Origin of the sequence: Romboutsia sp. CE17 (assembly GCF_012317385.1) — a bacterium.
In the GTDB taxonomy this organism is placed as follows: Bacteria; Bacillota; Clostridia; order Peptostreptococcales; family Peptostreptococcaceae; genus Romboutsia_E.
Map to the genome: position 1 here is coordinate 543638 of NZ_CP051144.1, position 18025 is coordinate 561662.

Below are 18025 nucleotides of genomic sequence, written 5' to 3' on the forward strand. Positions count from 1 at the left end.
TATGTCAATTTATCTATCTAATTTTGTTGAAGGTGCAATGGATTTAAAAGATAAAATTATTTTTACAAAGGACAATATAAATTTTGATAAAAATAAAATTAAAATAATTGGTATATTAAATCTAATGCCTAATAAAATAGATACAGAAAATCAATTGTTAAAAATATTAAATGACACTGATGAGAGATTATTCATTAAATTTATTAGATTAAAGACTTATCAACCTAAAAATATAAGTATAGAATATTTGAAAGAAAATTATTACTTATTTGAAGATATAAAAAATGAGTTAGATGGTGTAATCATAACTGGGGCTCCAGTAGAAAAGCTTGAATTTAATGAAGTAGAGTATATAAAAGAATTAAAAGAAATTCTAGACTATATAAGATATAAAGGTATTAGTTCAATATGTATATGTTGGGCTGCACAAGCGGCTTTAAATCACTTTTATGGTATAAGAAAGGTAGTTAACTCTAAGAAGATATTCGGTGTATATAAACATAAAATATTAAATGAAGATAAAATATTAAATGGAATAAAAGATGGATTTAAATCACCTCATTCTAGATATACATCTTTAATTAAAGAAGACTTATATAAATGCACTGATATAAAAATAATCAGTACTACAGAAGACAGTAATGAACATATAGTAAAGGGAAGTTTCAATGACTATTATATATTTGGTCATAGTGAATACGATAAATACACTCTAAAGAAAGAATATTTAAGGGATATAAATTCTAAATTAGAAATACAAATACCATATAATTATTTTATTAATGATGATCCTAATAAAGATGTGATTTTAAGTTGGAAGGAGACTTCTATAAAATTATATAAAAACTGGGTAAAAAATATAGTAAATATTTAATTGCTATGTAAAGTTACATAAAAAAATCTCTTCTAGTATTTAGAAGGGATTTTTTTATAATTTATTTATTTTCTTCTATATATTGGCAAATGTCACCTATAGTTTTCATGTTTTCAGCATCTTCATCAGGTATTTCTAGAGCAAATTCATCTTCAAGTGCCATTATTACCTCAACAGCATCTAGAGAATCTGCGTCTAGATCTTCTTTTAGAGATGTTTCTAAAGTTAAGTCATCAACATTATCTATACCTAATTGATCTGCAATTATTGTTCTTATTTTTTCAAACATGATTAGACCTCCTAAACGGTTTCTTAATTTTAATTGTAGTTTAATATAATATCAAAAATTTTTCAATATGCAATTAATAAAAAGTAATAAAGTTTAGAAATTTGAATATAAATTATACAAATATAACATAGGAGGAGTTGTTATGAAGTATATAGGATTAGTATTATCATCTATATGTGTTTTTATTATCGTATTAGCAAATTTATACTATAACTCTATAACGTTAGATATGCAAAGGATGAGAGATTACATAGTTGAAAGTAATAGAATATTATCTGATGTGATTGAAAAGGAAGAGGTTGTAGAAGAAAAAAAAGAGGAGTACATATCAAGACTAATTAGTTTAAAAAAAGGAATGAAAAACTCAAAAACATCCTTTTTAATAAAAAATTATAAAGAATATAGAATAAAATCAATAGATAATCTAATATATAGTATTTCATATTCAAAAGATAAGGAGCAGTATTTAAATGAGGTTGAAAAATATAATAAACTAAGTGAGGAAGAACTAAATAAATTGATAAATAAGAATATGGTTGAAGTAACTTATTTATCAGCTAAAACATATATTTAGTTATGTAGAGATTTTACCTTTTACTTATGTAAGGAGGGAAAGGTCATGGCAAAACTAGAAGATACTTTAGCCCGCTTTTTGGGAGGCGATGATGGCCTTTTTAGTGGAGGGGTATTGTTAATAGTAGTTATAGTATTTTTACTAATCGGAACTGATTTGTTAGATGATTTTTTTGATGACGATAGCGTTTGGATTTGGATTATTTTAATAATACTATTGTTATTCAATTTTGATGATAGCTGTTGCTAACTAAATATCTAATTAAAAGAAATCGTTAATGATTTCTTTTTTATTGGAAAAATAAAAATAATTTTAGACATTATGTAACAAATTTGCCTTTTAGAACATATTATTCAGTAAATAGGCAATGAAAAACCTATTAAAATCATCATAGGGGGTATAAATATGTCTGATAATCAAAATCTATCTCGTTTATTTGGAGGATGCTTTGGCAAAGGATTATTTGGAGGAACAGGAATAATATTAATAATTTTATTAGTTATAATATTATTAGGAGATGACTTTTTAGAATTTATATTCTGTGAAGATAATGCTTTAATTTGGATAGTATTAATAGTTTTACTTTTAACAAATCTTGATTTCGATGGCGGATGTGGATGTTGCTAAATAAAAAAGGGTCTTATAAAAAGACCCTTTTTTATTTTTTAAATAAATTATAATTTAGAAAAATAATAACACTTTTTTATTTAAAGCATAGTATATAAAAGAAGTTATATTATAACGACATCTAAGTACATACATAACTAAAAAGATTTATAGTTAAGGAGGAGAGATTATGACAAGTAAACTAAGTAGAATGTTTGATACATTTGGAGGTGGAGGATGGTGGATAATAATACTATTCTTCTTATTTTTAGCATTTCAAGATACTTGGACTGAAATATGTATTACTGACTGGATTCCATTCCTAATATTATTATTAATTGTTTGTTCATGCTCTATGTTTGACGATGATGGATGTGGATGCTTAGATAATAGTAATTTTGACTGTGGATGTTAAAACATAAATTAAAATAACTAGATATATTTAATAAATAGGGCTAAATTTAGCCCTATTTATTTTTATAACAATATTCGAATGTAAAAAATATTTATTTTTATATTCTAGAAAAATAGCTTTAAATATTATCACAAATAAAACAACTTGCATATTATATGTTAAGAGCGCAAGCTCAATAATATCAACAGGAGGTAACATAAAATGTTAGATAGATTTTTCGGTAATGATGGATTTTTCGGAGGAGGAGCTTGGTGGATAATAGTATTATTCTTCTTATTCTTAGCATTTGGTGATTGTTGGGAAGATCTGGATATAATGGCTTGGATACCATTCTTAATAGTTCTATTAATTCTTTGCAGCTGCGGAGGTATGTTCGATTAGAGTAACAAAAACAAATTAAGATTCATATAATAAAATATAGATATGGTAAAGCAAATAATATATTGCTTACCATCAATTAAACTTTTTAGTTTAATAAAAATATAATTAATGGGAGGATTTTATTATGTTAGATAGATTCTTTGGTGATGGTGGATGTTTTGCAGGAGCTTGGTGGATAATAGTATTATTCTTCTTATTCTTAGCATTTGGTGATTGTTGGGCAGATATAGATATAATAGCTTGGATACCATTCTTAATATTATTATTAATAACTTGCTCATGCGGCGGATTCTTCGATGATGGATGCGGATGCTAGTTAGAATTTGTTAATCAAGGGGGTGTTGGTATATTATACCAACACTTTTATTTTGAAATTTTATATTGAAAATATTACATAAACAAACTTATTATAAGGGAAAATATGAATGAAAACATATTTATTAAAGAAAAAAAATATGGTACAATTAATAGTTAACTAGTGGAAATTTAATTTTGAATATTTATATTTAATTTAAATAAATTTAAGACAGGAGGTTTATATGAAGAGTAATATAACAATAAAAGATGTAGCCAAAAAAGCGGGCGTTTCTATTTCAACTGTGTCAAGAGTTATAAATGATTCAAAGCCAGTTACAGATGAAGTTAAACAAAAAGTACTAGATGTAATAAAAGAAACTGGCTATATACCAAATCCATTAGCAAGGAGTCTAGTAACGAAGAAAAGTCAATTAATAGGGGTAATAGTTCCTGAAGTTTCAGATTCTTTTGTAAATGAAATATTAAATGGTATAGAAGAAATTGCAAAGATGTATGACTATGAAATTCTTTTAGCTAATACATATTCTGATAAGGATCAAGAACTAAAAAGTATAAACTTACTTAGAGCTAAGCAAGTAGAAGGTATAGTTATGATTTCTTGGAAAGTAGAAGAAGAACATGTAGACTATATGCAAAAATGTGGGATACCGGCATCATATATAAGTAAAACGGCTAGAGATTACGATATATACACTGTAAGTACAAGTAATACTGATGCAACATATGATATGACTAAGTACTTATTAGATAAAGGTCATGAAAAAATTGCCTTTATAATGACTAGTAAAGATGATACAGTTTTAGAAAGAGAAAGACTATCAGGATATGAAAAAGCATTAAATGAAAGAAATATAAGTCTAGATCAAAGCCTAATTAAGCATGGTACAACTACTTTTGAAGGCGGATATAATAGTATGAAAGAAATACTTGATGAGGGGACTATACCTCATGCAGCATTTGTAACAGGAGATGAGGCTGCTATAGGGGCTATAAATGCTATTTGTGATGCAGGCTATAGAGTTCCAGAAGATATATCAGTAGCAGGATTTAATGATGTAAAAATTGCTAAGATGTATAGACCAAAATTAACAACAGTTCATCAACCATTATATGATATGGGAGCTGTGGCCATAAGAATGGTAATAAAAATGATAAATAATGAAGAATTAAGTGAAAAGAAAATAGAATTACCTTACAAAATAGAAGAACGTGAAAGCGTAATAGAAAGAAGATAAGGATATTTATAAAATATAAAACAACATGGTTTAAAGTAATTGTAAATTTACAAAAACCATGTTGTTATTTTTTTATTAAGATTTTTTAGTTTTTTTAACTACCTTTTTAACTTTCTTAACTTTTTTAGTTTTAGATGGATTGCTATCTGATGAAGTTAGTTCTTTTGGTGAACTAGTATTAACAGATTTTTTATTTTTAGATTTTTTACTTTCTAACTTATCTTTAAGCTCTGACTCAGAAATTTTGTTCATAATTGAATCTAGTTTCTTGCGTTGATTTTCATCTAGAAATGTTTTAAATTTAGATATAACCTCTTCCTTCCCTTCTAATGTCTTTCCTATTTTAACAAGTTCATCAATAAGCTCACTTTCTGATTTACCTTTATAGCTATCTGCTATTTTTTCAATTTTATCTTTATCTATATTTTTGTCTTTTGCCATTTTTTCTAGAGCTTTAGGATCTACTTTTTTCATAAATATGCTCCTTTCAATAATATATATAGTCTAGCATTCATATTATTTATATATAGAAATAATATTAAGATTGTGATTGATTTATGTTATCTATAATAAATAAATTTTCTTATAAATAATATATATGCAAATCATATAAAAAAAGTAACAATAAGAGCAAATAAAACATAACTTATATATGAGGTAGTAGTATAGTTTAAGGGGTGACTTGTATTGAATAATCTACTGTTAATAATTGGAATGCTGGCATTAAGTAATGGTAACATATCATTATTTGATAATAAAAATAAATCAAAAAAAACTGATCAAGCTAATACAGCTAATAGAGAGTTGAAAAGAGTAAAGAAAAAAAATGATAAAAATTCTAGAAATAAAATTAAGAAAAGAAAAAAAACTAAAGATATTAATTCCACCAATAATGATGATATATTTAAGTTTAATATGAATGATATAAATAAGGGACTAAAATTAATGGAATTAAGTGATGAGGATATAGATAGAGGTATGGAAATTATAACTAGAACTAAAAAATATATGTCCAAAGACGAAAAAAAAGTTCTTATAAAAATTGAAAGTGTATTAGACTTAGTAAAAGGGATTAAAAAGCTAGGTACGATAGATTTATCAGATGATCTAGAGGAAAGTAACTTTTTTAGAAGCATGGATGAAGAAGATAAGAAAAATATGATGATAAAAGAAATTATAGATGTGTTCCCAGAAAAAAGAAAAGAATCAGTAGAAAAAGCAATTGACATAAAGAAAAAAATAGATTTATTTGCGGAATTATTTTTACCTGATGATTTCGGAGAAGGTGGATTTAGTTTAAGTTCATTAGTAGATATAAATAATTTGGGTAGTATTAATAACTTAAAATTACTAGGAAGCTTATTAAGGGGAGATGATGATTCATCATATAGCGATGATGAATATGAATACGAATATATAGATACAGAAGAAGATGATTATGAAGAATTTGATGAATATGAGTATATAGATACAGAAGAAGATGATAAAAGTTAAATAAAATACATAAGATAATGTCTCGAAATTACATAACAATAGTAAAAAAGGAAAAAAATATAATAAATTCATAATATTATTTATATTGCTATATAAAACCTCTTTTAAAATACTCACTTTTATTATATAATAAATATATAAATCCTGAAGCATACGATACGGCTTACTTAAATTCAACCGACAAATGTTAAACGGGAGATCGAGTCTAATTACAGATAATAGGCCTTAAACTTTTAAGGAAATTAGAAGTAATTAGCAGATCACCCACCTGGGAGTATCTCGGGTCTGAATTTATGGAGCCACCGATGTTTTGGGTTTATAAAAAAGTGTTGCTAGTATAGCAACACTTTTTTATTATTTCATTTCTAAAAACCAATTATCCCTACATCATCCATAGTGGTAAAAATAGAATTTACATTATAAGAACTATCATCTTTATAATTTGAAAAGAAATTAGCCCTTATGAAATCATCTTCAACGCTGTATGGATCTATTTTATGTTCACTCCAAGTTTTACCTAGGTCACTAGAGGATGAAGTGTATAATCTTCCAAAATTAACCCACATTAAGTATAGAATAGAATCTTTTTTTAAAAGACAAGGATACATACAAGTTGATGGATCTGTAATATAACTAGAATTATCTATCTCAAAAAGATTATCATTTAAATAACCATTTATATATTTAACTGAATACCCACTTTCAATTCTTTCGCAAAAAGTTATATGATAGAAGTTCATACTATCTTTTAATACATTTAAATATATTTTATTCTTTTTTGAATTTGTAATTTGAATAGGATTAGACCAAGTCAAGGTACTTAGATTAAATTTAGATAAGAATATTTCTTCAAATCCATTAACTAAGTTGAAATAAAATATGATTGGTGTATCTTGGCTCCAAATTACTATATAATTATCTAAAACAATATGATTTATAAAATCTATCTTATTCTCAGTCCAAACATCTTTATGTTTAAAGTGATGGAAAAGAGCGCAAGTATTATTAGAATTATGATTATAGACATAATAAAATATATGAATATCATCATTTATAATATTTAAATAAGGAAAGCTAATACCAAACTTTGAAGAATCATAACCTAGAATTTCTTTTTCATAGAATGTAGAAGATTCACTAGTTATATTGAACATTCTTAGACCATTGTCACAGTATACTCCATATATTTCATCAAATCTATTTAGAGAAAAATAACAATTTGAAAAGTCTATAGAGTTATTAGCTATTAATTTTTTTTCAAATACAAAATTATTATCCTTATTATAGTATTTATAAGAAATCTCTTTATCATAATTTATAAAAAATAAATCTTTAGAGGAACGTCTAATTATTGTTGAATGTTTATTTATAAAACTCATAATTACCTCCTATATGAAATTAGAACACATTTACATTATATATATTTATTAAAGAAAATATATATTCTTCTATTTACTTAAGTTTGGACATTCTAAGTCACAAATAATCAGTAATCTGCATAGTATTAATTAGGCAAACAAAGCCAAAGCATTTTAATAAATCAGTCAAGGGGAGGACAATAATAATGCAAGACCTTAAAAAAAATAAAAGAAAAATGATGAATAAACATGCAAATGCTACATCAAATATATCAGAAGTAGAAGAATACAGTGGTGGATTAAGTAGAGCTTATAGACCAAAAGGAAATAATGATTGTGGACAACATAAACATGATTGCAATTCATGTGAACCACAATGTTGCCCACCATGTGATCCATGCGAACCACAGTGTTGCCCACATCCATGCAAGCCATGTGAGCCATGTGAATCATGCGAGCCATGTAGTGAAGAAAGACCAAATGAGACATGTGTTGAAAATCCTTGTGCAGACAATTCATGTTGTAATGCTGTATCTCCTGCTAGATTTTCACCAGCAAATAGCGTACCTGTAGCAATAGAAGCAAATAGAATATTTGATACACTTGCTTTCCAAACATTTACAGATGCTACTGCACCTAATGGAGCTCCATTAAGTTTTGATATAGATGTTGTAGATGTAGACGGTAATGTTCCAACAACTGGCCAAGTAAATGTAACAATAGATAAAGTATGTTTAAGCTATAGTAGTATAGACGTTCATTCACCTACACCAAAACTAGAAGACTTCAATGTAATACCTAAGAATTGTACAAAATCTAATAGCCATCATGATGACTCAAATACTTGTGACACTGTAGATGAATTCATAGTTTGTGGAAGTAGAAATGCTAGATGTTGTGCTGAAGGCAAAGGTCAACCAGTAGCATTTAAACAAAGAGGATTAGTAATAACTGTTAATGATTTAGTACTTGAATTAAGAGGTAGATATGGATGCACTAAATTTGTTGCATTAGCACATCCAGCTGTAGTAACAAATGGAGGTTGCTTAACAAGAATAAATTGTGCACAATTCTCTTTTAACACTTTATCTGCGAGTTTATGTTTACCATCAAGTGGTCAACAAGTAACTTTAAGACAAAGCTATCAAGTAAACTTAACTGTTGATTGTATAGGAAAAGGTATATTAAGTGTAGAAGAAGATCCTAAGTGTGAATGCGAATGTTTCTTCAACTTATTTATACCAAATGGTATAGATGTAATTCTTTGTCTAAGAGAAGTAGTTAGTATATTAGTAGGGGAACAACTTGTTGTTTTAGCATCTCCAAATGGAATAACTCCTAGAGTAGTAGATACTTTTGCATCAGTATGTGACTTTGAACAATGTGGAGATACTGCTACAGGAACAAATACTATGACAGGAACAAATACAATAAATAACACAAACTCTAATTCATGCAATACAGGATGTGGGTGCCGTTAGTAAATAACCATTCAAATGAAGATTAGTATTTAATAAAAAGGCTACAAATATGACTATTACAGGTTATATTCGTAGCCTTTTAAATTAACAATAAAAATTATTATAGTTTATAGTCTAAGCTGTAACAGAATTCAAAGATATCACTTTTTATATTTGTTTCTTCGCAAATAGTATCTAAGCTATTATAGTTTTTGATTCTCAATAAAGTGTTAGGGCTTAACCATGTTCTGGAATTGCTATTAAAAACTATTCTTACATTTTCAGACTCATTACGATTATTAAACTGAACAGGTTTATATTCAAAGATTATATTTGATAAATCATCTATATTTATTTTATAAATCTGCTCTTTATCTTTTACAACATTATTTATATAAAACTTATTAACTTTATAATTGTTAAAAGAAAAATTAAAATGTGATATCCTATACAGGTCTTCATCAATAGAGCATTCTTCGACAACAAAAATATTTAGAAAATTATTTATAATGAAAAGTCTCATTTCTTTAATGTTCTTTATATTATTGAATGCTTTGCATACAGAACATTTTTTCCAAAACCCTTTATTATTAGAAAAGTGAATTAATTTGCCTAAATAGTCTATTGCGCAAATATGAATTTTTTTTTGGTTGTCTATATTAGCACAATAAGCATAAATATTGTTCGATAATTTTTCTGTGTTTTCATTTATATTTTTTATATAAAGTCTATTTTTATTAGTGTAAATATAGAATGGTTTAATATCTTTAGTATTTTTACTCATTTTAGCCTCCTAACTTTTAGTTTCTTTATAGCATTTACTAAAACTAAAATATGCAATAAACAGGTGAACATAGATGTAAATGTCATTGTATGTATATAAGCATAAATATTTAGACTAGGGACTGGAAGCAAGAAATAAAGTAATATTAGCTGTAAAATCATTCCTAAAATAGTATTTACGCTAGATTCAAACTCTTTTCTTATAGCATGCAGTATACCTGATAAAGTTTGATTTAATGATAAAAACAAAGGAGCTAGAAATATTGCCTTTAAATAATTACCTGCTAGTTCATTTTTAAATACAATGATACATATTTCTTTTCCAAAAAAATAGAAAATTAAGGATGATAAAACTCCAACGACAGTAGTAAGCAATAATGAGTAATTTATTTTTTTTAATACATTGTTATACTTATTTAAAGCCATTTCTTGTGAAATACTTGGAATTAAATTTACCACTAAAGCAGAACCTACAGTAAATGGAAGATAAACAAATGGCATGACCATACCGCTTATAATACCATACATACTTAGAGACTTAGGATAAGTAATTCCAGACAAAACTAACCTTGAAGGAATCATCATAGAGCTTATAGATTGCAAAAGGACATTAGACATTCTATTACATGTTATAGGCAATGACATTTTTAATGTTTCAATAGATGAATTAATGAAATCTTTAATATTTATAGTATATCTCTTTGATAAATAATTGTTTTTATAAATATATATAGTCATATATAATATATTTGTAGCTTCACCTATTGATATACCTAATAAAGCTATATAACAACTAAAGGCTTTGTCTTTCACATATATACACAATAAAAATACAAATAATATTTTACTTAGCTGTTCTAAAACTTGACCGATAGCAGGTATTGTGACTTTTTTTATTCCATAATAATAGCCTCTTAATATATTAGATATAGTTATTGTTACTACCGCAGGACATATAGAAAGAACAAATAAATTTAAATCTTCATTTTTTAAAAGTTTTAAAGATATAAATTTACTATTAAATGCTATACCTAAAGAAATAAGAAAAGATACAGCAAACGTAATATATAATGTTGATATAAATAAAGTATTAGTTTGATTTTCATCTTTTAAAGCCTTTCTATTTGCTATAAGACAGCTAAGGGCTGTGGGTATACCTGTTGTTGTAAGTGCAAGACAAATCATTAAGAAGTTAAAAATCATATGGTATATACCTAATCCAGTCTCACCTATAGTATTAGATAAAAATATTTTATATAAAAAACCAAGACCTCTTACTATAACGTTAGATATAAATAATATAATTGTTGATAATAAAAGGTTAGGTATCTTCAATAAATCACCTCCCATATATTTAAATATATTCAGTTAAGATTAAAAAAATAATTAATCTTTATAAAATTTACTTTTACCATTCTTTTATAATATTTGGTATGATATATACATACTATATAAATGTAAAATAGATGGTGATGACATGGATAAATATATTTTAGAAATTAATAATTCTTCTAGTAAATACCTACAAATTTATAACCATATAAAGAAACTTATAGTGGATAAAAAGATAAAAGAGTATGAAAAGCTACCACCAATAAGGAAACTAGCAGAGGCAATATGTGTAAACAATGCAACTATAGTAAAGGTTTATGAACTTTTAGAAAAAGAAGGATACATATATAAGATTGTTGGGAGCGGGACCTTTGCTTCTGATCTAAGATGTAAAAAAAATAAAAAACTAAGAAAAAATATAATACATTTTGATAGTGGTAATCCATCAACTGAAATTTTTCCTATAGATGATTTTAAAAAAGCTATAAATATGGCACTATCTAATGAAGGTTCATCTATATTTGAGTATGATGAGGGATTAGGTTCAGAAGAGTTGAGAGAAAATATATCCAAATACTTAAATGATAGATTTATAAAAACTAATAAAGATAATATACAAATAATATCTGGTGCTCAGCAAGGAATAGATATAGTGTGTAAAGGACTAATAAATTACTCTGATGTAGTTTTTGTAGAAGAACCAACATATAATGGTGCAATAGAAGTATTTAAAAGTAGGGGTGCAAAAATAATACCAATTCCTATGTTAGACGATGGAATCGATATTGGTATATTAAAATTAAAACTGGAAAAAATTAAGCCAAAATTAATTTATACGATGCCAAATTTTCAAAATCCAACAGGGATATCTTATTCAACTTATAAGAAGAAAAAATTAATAGAACTATCTGAAGAATACGATTTTTATATATTAGAAGACGACTTTATAAGTGACTTTACCTTTGAATCAGAGGACAATAGAACGCTTAGAAGCTATGATAATAAAAATAGAGTTATATATATAAAAAGTTTTTCTAAAATACTTATGCCCGGTCTTAGAATAGGTATAGTTGAAATTCCTTGTGAATTACAAAAACAAATTCTTTGGGCAAAATATTCATCTGATATATCAACTCCAGGACTTATACAAAAATCAATGTTTTATTATATGAAATACTTTAATTGGGATGAGTATTTAAATTCAATAGATAAGATATATAGTGAAAAATTTAAAGTAGCAAAATGCTTGATTTTAGAAAAGTTAAGTGATAAATTAAAGATTAGGAATTCTAATGGAGGTATAAATTTTTTCTTAGAACTTCCAAGAGGCTATCTATCTCAAGACTTTTATGAATTTATTTTAGAGAAAGGAGTTTCTATAACTCCAGGAACTTACTTTTTTGATAATATAATAGATGATAGATTTTTTAGGATTAACATAGCAAATGCAAGTATAGGAGATTTAGAAAAGGGAATATCTATAATAAGTGATAATTTACAAGAATTCTTTGATAAAAATAAAAGCAAAACAGAATTAAGAAGCAATAAAGTGTTTTATTAAAACAGATAAATTTAGGAGGCAATTATGTTTGATCAAAAGAAATTAGATAGAATAAACGAATTAGCAAAGAAAAATAAGGCTGAAGGATTAACAGAAGAAGAAAAAAAAGAAAGAGAAATTTTAAGACAAGAATACTTAACTAATTTTAGAGCTCATTTTAGATCAAGATTAGATAATGTTAAAGTAGTTTCACCAGAAGAATACGAAGAATATATGAAAAATAATAAAAATTAATATATTAATTTTAACTTATAAATAGGAGGGGTAAAATGGAGATAAAATATGAAGCAAAAAATGCATGGGAATTACATATAAAAAATAATTCTCTAAAAGATGTTATGACCTATTCAAAAGGATATAAAGATTTTTTAAATAAGTCAAAAACTGAAAGAAGTTGTGCTAAAGAAATAATAAAACAAGCTAAAGAGAATGGATATATATCTATTGAAGAGGCTATGTCTAAAGGAAGTATAAAAGCTGGAGATAAAATTTATGCTAATAACAAAGATAAAGGTGTATGTTTATTCTTAATAGGAAAAAATTCTATAGAAAGAGGAATGAGAATAATAGGTAGTCATATAGACTCACCGAGACTTGATTTAAAGGCAAACCCTCTTTATCAAGAGGCAAACTTAGGACTGCTTAAAACTCATTACTATGGAGGAATAAAAAAATATCAATGGCTAGCTCAACCACTATCTTTACATGGAGTAGTAATTTTAAAAGATGGAAAAAAAGTTGAAATCTGTATAGGTGAAGATGATTCAGATCCTGTATTTTGCATAACTGATATTCTTCCTCACTTATCATCAGATCAAAATCAAAAGAAAATGGCTGAAGCAGTGAAAGGTGAAGATTTAAACTTATTAATAGGTAGTATACCTACTGAAGAACAAGAAGGTGTTGTTTGTAATATACTAAGAATATTAAATGAAAAATATAACATGATTGAAGAAGATTTTTTAACTGCTGAACTTGAAATAGTTCCGGCAGGTAAAGCTAGAGATTTAGGTCTTGATAAGTCTATGATTCTTTCTTATGGTCATGATGATAGAGTGTGTACTTATGCTGCTATGACATCTATATTTGACATTGAGGAATCTGATTATACATTAGTTACCTTGTGTGCAGATAAAGAAGAAGTAGGATCGAATGGTAATACTGGTATGCAGTCTAGATTTTTTGAAAATTTAGTTGCAGAACTTATTGAGCTAGAAGGAAGTTATTCTGATTTAAAAATAAAAAGAGCTCTAGCTAGATCAAAAGTGTTATCTGCAGATGTTTCTGCTGCTTATGATCCAAACTTCCCTAGTGCATATGATAAGAGAAATTCTGCATATGCAGGAAACGGTGTAGTTTTAATTAAATATACTGGTTCAAGAGGAAAAGGTGGATGTAATGATGCTAATGCAGAATTTTTAGCTGAAGTAAGAAATGTATTTAATTCTGAAAATGTAGTTTGGCAAACAGGAGAACTTGGTAAAGTTGACCAAGGTGGAGGTGGAACAATAGCCTATATGTTAGCAAATTACGGGGCAGAAGTTGTTGACTGTGGAGTTGGTGTGCTTAGTATGCATGCTCCATATGAGGCTATATCTAAAGTAGATTTATATGAGACTTATAAAGGATATAAGGCATTTTTTAATAAAATAAGCTTATAATAAAAAGACGTACTATAAAATGAAGTTATATTCATTTTAGGTACGTCTTATTTTCAATATTAAAATAATCATATAGCTTATTTATAAACATATCCTCAAGAGGTGTTAACACTTTTTGTTTAGAATATATAAAGTAAAAGTTCCTATTAAAATCTAAGTTCTTAATTTTATAAAATTTAATTTTATTATCATTTATGTAATCAATAGCTGACATATATGATATAAATGAAGCTCCAAGCCCAAGTTTAACCATTTCTTTTATAGATTCATTAGATTCTACATGAGCAACTATATTTAACTTATTAGGAGAAAAATGGTTTTTATGTAGAGTATCAAAAATAAGACTTCTAGTTCCAGAACCTTGCTTTCTCATAATAAAATTAAGGTTAAATAGCTCATCAATATTTATATATCCATTTTCGTTAGGAATATAGTGGTTACTAGATGTTATTAGAACTAATTCATCTGTTGCTATTTTTATATTTTTAATTTGATTATTATGAGGTTTTACACCAACAAATCCAAAGCTAATTCTCTCATTTAAAATTTCAGAAACTGCATATTGAGAATCATAATGATTAATACTAAATTTTACATGAGGAAATTCATGGCAAAAATCTTGTAAAAATCCAGGTAATATATACGTCTCAGGGATTGAGCTACAAGCAATATCAATTAATCCTTCTATTTTTCCAGAATAATCTTTAATATCACAAATTGCTTTTTTGCAATTATTTAAAATACATACAGCATGTTTATAAAGTATCTCACCTGATTCAGTTAGCTTTATAGTTTTATTGCTTCTATTTAAAAGCACGGTATTTAACTCTTTTTCTAAATTTTGAATATGAGAACTAATTGTAGGTTGTGTTAAAAATAATTCTCTGGCAGCTTTTGAAAAACTTTCATGTTTTACAACAGATACAAATACTTCAAGTTGTTTAAAATCCATGTGAAACCTCCTTGATATATATAAATATATTATACATCATCTTATTACAAAAAAATTACAAATTGTCAATAAATATTATTAAATCGTGAGAAATATTATATAATTAAATCAGAAAAAATAATTTTTATAAAAAAAGGAGGTCTATAAGATGCATTTAAAGAAATTACTAGCTAGTTTCATTATTTTTAGTGTTTTTATTACAGGATGCAATAATTTTGAAAAGAAAGATACTGTATCAAGTAGAGCTAAGCAGCAACAAACTATGACTAAAGTTCAAAATGATGTAAATGAAATAATGAATAAAGACTATGATTATGTTTTAAGTAATATGGGAACTCCTTATAGCACTACTTATTGGATAGACAAAGAAAAGATGAATGAAGCTAAAACGATAGATGATATTAACAAAACAGGAACTATTGCTATGATTTATCCTAAATATACATCGGATAATGAATTAGATGGAAGTGCATTATATATAGAATTATATAATAATAAGGTTATTGAAGTTCAAACTTATGATTTTAATATTGATATCATAGAAGAAGAAACTGAAAAAGATAATAGTGTACTTGTAATAGACAAGTATTCTGAAACTGGAGAATTAGAATTAAAAGATATAGAAAATATCAACTTAGAACTTTATAAAAATAAAGACTTAAAAGAATTATATAATAAGTTGAATGGTATAAAACCAACTTTAGATGTATATGAAATGATAGGAAAAACTAAGTCAGTAGAGATATATATGCTTAATAAAAATGAGAAAGATAGTAAAAAAGTATTAATAGTTTTTGCAAATAATGGGAAGATAGAAGATATAAAAATAACAAATAGTGACTTAATAATTGATCAAACTAAGGGATATTTATTAAATTAAAAAAGATTATAGCAATCTAAGTATAGATTAGCTATAATCTTTTTTGTATCAGTGAAAAAATAAAGGAGATTGGTGAGGAAATGATAGATATAAAAGAAGCTGTAAATATTATAAAAAATAATTTAAAACCTAAAGAAGATGTAAGAAAAGTTAGTATTATAAATTCTATAAATAAAGTATGCGCACAAGATATATATTCACCTATGGATAGCCCACCGTTTGATAGGTCTCCTTATGATGGTTATGCCTATAGTGCGAATATTACCAAGAAGGAACTAACTATAGTAGGAGAGGTTTATGCAGGAGATGTCTTTAAAGATAAACTAGGAAAAAATGAAGCTATAAAAATAATGACAGGTGGAAAAATTCCGGATGGAGCGAACTGCGTTATTAAAAAGGAAGATGTAACGGTATTAGCAAATACCATAATTTTAAATAAAGACTTGAAGGAGTATGAAAATTATATATTTAAAGGTGAGGATATTCAAAAAAATCAACTCATTATAAAACAAGGGGATATAATAACTTATGAAAGTATAGGTATACTTGCTAGCTTAGGTATTGATGAAATCTTAGTTTATGAAGATTTAAAAATAGGTATATTGACTACAGGTACGGAAATACAGGAACTAAATGAAGCTTTAGAAGATGGAAAAATTTATAATAGCAATAAATACATATTATACTCAAAACTTTTGAAAAGAGGTATAGAACCTATTATAGTTGAAAAATCAAAGGATTGTATTATGGAATTAGAATCAAAAATAAAATCTATACTAAAAGATGTAGATATATTGATAACGACAGGTGGTGTTTCTGTTGGAGATAAGGATTTAATTCCTAAGGCATTTAAGAATATTGGAGGAAGAGAATTATTCTGGAAGGTTAAGGCAAAGCCAGGTGGAGCTTGCTATGCATCTATAATTGACAATAAATTAATGTTTGGACTATCTGGAAACCCACATGCATTAATTGTAGCTTATGAGAATATATTAGTTCCAACAATAGACTTCTTAAGTAATAAAACTTATAACAGTAAAATACAAGCTATATTTAAAGGTAGCTTTACAAAAAAATCATCTGTAGATAGATATCTAAATGGTAGAATGTATACATCAGGTGGAAGAATTTATGTAAGTATGACTGATAATAAGGACTCTAAGGCTAGATTGTGGGGAACTCTAAATAGCAACTGTATGATAAAGGTCAATAAAGAAAGTATATTAGAAGATGGTCAACTTGTAGATGTTGTAATTATATAAGCTTAGAGAGGAATTAAAATGTATAATATATTATCAGTAACATCATATTCTGGAGTAGGTAAGACTACACTGATTGAGAATATAGTAAAAAGGCTAACTGATAGAGGATATAAGGTTGGTACTATAAAACATACATGTCATGATTTTGATTTAGATACAGAAGGAAAAGATAGTTACAGACATAGAAAAGCTGGAGCAAGTAAAGTATGTATTGTTTCTAGAAATAGATTAAGTTTTATAGAAGAACTAGATAAAGAAAAGAAACTAAATGAGATAATTGAATTTTATAGAGATATGGATTTAATTATAATAGAGGGATATAAGAAATATTCATTTAAAAAATTAGAGATAATTAGAAAGGATAAATATGAAGAAATTATTTCTGATAAAAAAGATCTAGTTGGAATTGTTAGTGATATGAATTACAAATTTGGAATAACTCAATTTAAATTAAATGAATATGATGAAATAGTAGACTATATAGAAGAATGTTTACATAAAAAAATATTTTATTTAAGTGAAGAAGATATAATAAAAATAATAGAACTGAAAAATTAAATTAGTATGATTATTAAAATAAGATATTAAAT

At 26.3% G+C, this 18025-nt stretch carries 22 protein-coding genes and 1 other RNA gene; 17 read left to right on the forward strand and 6 right to left on the reverse strand.

What is annotated here, in order from left to right; all coding sequences use genetic code 11:
• Nucleotide 1 precedes the first annotated feature (1 nt).
• Entirely contained in the window at nt 2-874 is an 873-nt protein-coding gene (locus tag HF520_RS02595; protein ID WP_168572543.1) for a homoserine O-acetyltransferase/O-succinyltransferase family protein, read from the forward strand.
• A 61-nt stretch (nt 875-935) separates the two neighbouring features.
• On the opposite strand, the gene acpP is transcribed toward HF520_RS02595, so the two are convergent.
• On the reverse strand, nt 936-1163 hold the full coding sequence (gene acpP / locus HF520_RS02600; RefSeq protein WP_168572544.1) for an acyl carrier protein: 228 nt from the start codon (nt 1161-1163) through the stop codon (nt 936-938).
• 142 nt (nt 1164-1305) lie between these two features.
• Here acpP and HF520_RS02605 point away from each other — a divergent pair, with 142 nt between their 5' ends.
• The 7 genes from HF520_RS02605 to HF520_RS02635 all read left to right on the forward strand — a co-directional run bounded on the left by HF520_RS02605 (nt 1306) and on the right by HF520_RS02635 (nt 4692).
• Nucleotides 1306-1737 (forward strand): hypothetical protein, encoded by a 432-nt coding sequence (locus HF520_RS02605; protein WP_168572545.1) that lies wholly within the window; start codon nt 1306-1308, stop codon nt 1735-1737.
• 45 nt (nt 1738-1782) lie between these two features.
• Nucleotides 1783-1986, forward strand: a complete 204-nt coding sequence (locus HF520_RS02610) for a hypothetical protein (protein WP_168572546.1) — start codon at nt 1783-1785, stop codon at nt 1984-1986.
• A 156-nt stretch (nt 1987-2142) separates the two neighbouring features.
• Nucleotides 2143-2364: a hypothetical protein gene (locus HF520_RS02615; protein WP_168572547.1), complete on the forward strand. Its 222-nt coding sequence runs from the start codon at nt 2143-2145 to the stop codon at nt 2362-2364.
• Nucleotides 2365-2533: 169 nt separating this feature from the next.
• Nucleotides 2534-2758 carry a hypothetical protein gene (locus HF520_RS02620; RefSeq protein WP_168572548.1) on the forward strand — a complete coding sequence of 75 codons (225 nt, stop codon included), beginning with the start codon at nt 2534-2536 and terminating at the stop codon, nt 2756-2758.
• A gap of 201 nt (nt 2759-2959) precedes the next feature.
• Nucleotides 2960-3139, forward strand: coding sequence for a hypothetical protein (locus HF520_RS02625; protein WP_168572549.1), 180 nt, complete (start codon nt 2960-2962; stop codon nt 3137-3139).
• Nucleotides 3140-3263: 124 nt separating this feature from the next.
• On the forward strand, nt 3264-3455 hold the full coding sequence (locus HF520_RS02630) for a hypothetical protein (protein WP_168572550.1): 192 nt from the start codon (nt 3264-3266) through the stop codon (nt 3453-3455).
• A gap of 223 nt (nt 3456-3678) precedes the next feature.
• Nucleotides 3679-4692, forward strand: a complete 1014-nt coding sequence (locus HF520_RS02635; protein WP_168572551.1) for a LacI family DNA-binding transcriptional regulator — start codon at nt 3679-3681, stop codon at nt 4690-4692.
• Between the two features lie 75 nt (nt 4693-4767).
• On the opposite strand, the gene HF520_RS02640 is transcribed toward HF520_RS02635, so the two are convergent.
• Entirely contained in the window at nt 4768-5166 is a 399-nt protein-coding gene (locus HF520_RS02640; protein WP_168572552.1) for a hypothetical protein, read from the reverse strand.
• A gap of 213 nt (nt 5167-5379) precedes the next feature.
• Between HF520_RS02640 and HF520_RS02645 the strand changes: the two genes are divergently transcribed.
• Both HF520_RS02645 and ssrS read left to right on the forward strand, forming a co-directional pair.
• Nucleotides 5380-6186: a hypothetical protein gene (locus tag HF520_RS02645; RefSeq protein WP_330586298.1), complete on the forward strand. Its 807-nt coding sequence runs from the start codon at nt 5380-5382 to the stop codon at nt 6184-6186.
• Nucleotides 6187-6324: 138 nt separating this feature from the next.
• Nucleotides 6325-6507: non-coding RNA, 6S RNA (ssrS, locus tag HF520_RS02650), on the forward strand.
• A 44-nt stretch (nt 6508-6551) separates the two neighbouring features.
• Here the strand turns inward: ssrS and HF520_RS02655 are convergent.
• Nucleotides 6552-7565 (reverse strand): hypothetical protein, encoded by a 1014-nt coding sequence (locus HF520_RS02655; protein ID WP_168572553.1) that lies wholly within the window; start codon nt 7563-7565, stop codon nt 6552-6554.
• Nucleotides 7566-7750: 185 nt separating this feature from the next.
• Here HF520_RS02655 and HF520_RS02660 point away from each other — a divergent pair, with 185 nt between their 5' ends.
• On the forward strand, nt 7751-9025 hold the full coding sequence (locus HF520_RS02660; protein WP_243155182.1) for a hypothetical protein: 1275 nt from the start codon (nt 7751-7753) through the stop codon (nt 9023-9025).
• 100 nt (nt 9026-9125) lie between these two features.
• On the opposite strand, the gene HF520_RS02665 is transcribed toward HF520_RS02660, so the two are convergent.
• Both HF520_RS02665 and HF520_RS02670 read right to left on the reverse strand, forming a co-directional pair.
• Nucleotides 9126-9788: a hypothetical protein gene (locus tag HF520_RS02665; RefSeq protein WP_168572554.1), complete on the reverse strand. Its 663-nt coding sequence runs from the start codon at nt 9786-9788 to the stop codon at nt 9126-9128.
• Nucleotides 9785-11122 carry a polysaccharide biosynthesis protein gene (locus HF520_RS02670; protein ID WP_168572555.1) on the reverse strand — a complete coding sequence of 446 codons (1338 nt, stop codon included), beginning with the start codon at nt 11120-11122 and terminating at the stop codon, nt 9785-9787. Before HF520_RS02670 ends, HF520_RS02665 begins: the two co-directional genes overlap by 4 nt.
• 142 nt (nt 11123-11264) lie before the next feature.
• Between HF520_RS02670 and pdxR the strand changes: the two genes are divergently transcribed.
• Genes pdxR through HF520_RS02685 form a run of 3 tightly spaced genes read left to right on the forward strand, consistent with a single transcriptional unit; the run spans nt 11265 to nt 14341 of the window.
• Nucleotides 11265-12680, forward strand: coding sequence for a MocR-like pyridoxine biosynthesis transcription factor PdxR (gene pdxR, locus HF520_RS02675; RefSeq protein WP_168572556.1), 1416 nt, complete (start codon nt 11265-11267; stop codon nt 12678-12680).
• 24 nt (nt 12681-12704) lie between these two features.
• A complete protein-coding gene (locus HF520_RS02680) occupies nt 12705-12914 on the forward strand; it encodes a DUF896 domain-containing protein (protein ID WP_168572557.1) in 210 nt (69 codons plus the stop codon).
• Between the two features lie 35 nt (nt 12915-12949).
• Nucleotides 12950-14341, forward strand: a complete 1392-nt coding sequence (locus HF520_RS02685; protein ID WP_168572558.1) for an aminopeptidase — start codon at nt 12950-12952, stop codon at nt 14339-14341.
• A 31-nt stretch (nt 14342-14372) separates the two neighbouring features.
• Here the strand turns inward: HF520_RS02685 and HF520_RS02690 are convergent, their stop codons facing one another.
• Nucleotides 14373-15293 carry a selenium metabolism-associated LysR family transcriptional regulator gene (locus tag HF520_RS02690; RefSeq protein ID WP_168572559.1) on the reverse strand — a complete coding sequence of 307 codons (921 nt, stop codon included), beginning with the start codon at nt 15291-15293 and terminating at the stop codon, nt 14373-14375.
• Nucleotides 15294-15441: 148 nt separating this feature from the next.
• Here HF520_RS02690 and HF520_RS02695 point away from each other — a divergent pair, with 148 nt between their 5' ends.
• The 3 genes from HF520_RS02695 (at nt 15442) to mobB (ending at nt 17993) form a co-directional block, all read left to right on the forward strand.
• Nucleotides 15442-16173 carry a hypothetical protein gene (locus HF520_RS02695; protein WP_168572560.1) on the forward strand — a complete coding sequence of 244 codons (732 nt, stop codon included), beginning with the start codon at nt 15442-15444 and terminating at the stop codon, nt 16171-16173.
• A gap of 80 nt (nt 16174-16253) precedes the next feature.
• Complete coding sequence (locus HF520_RS02700) at nt 16254-17435, forward strand: molybdopterin molybdotransferase MoeA (protein ID WP_168572561.1); 1182 nt, start codon at nt 16254-16256, stop codon at nt 17433-17435.
• 18 nt (nt 17436-17453) lie between these two features.
• Nucleotides 17454-17993 carry a molybdopterin-guanine dinucleotide biosynthesis protein B gene (gene mobB / locus HF520_RS02705; protein ID WP_168572562.1) on the forward strand — a complete coding sequence of 180 codons (540 nt, stop codon included), beginning with the start codon at nt 17454-17456 and terminating at the stop codon, nt 17991-17993.
• The last annotated feature ends 32 nt before the right edge of the window (nt 17994-18025 follow it).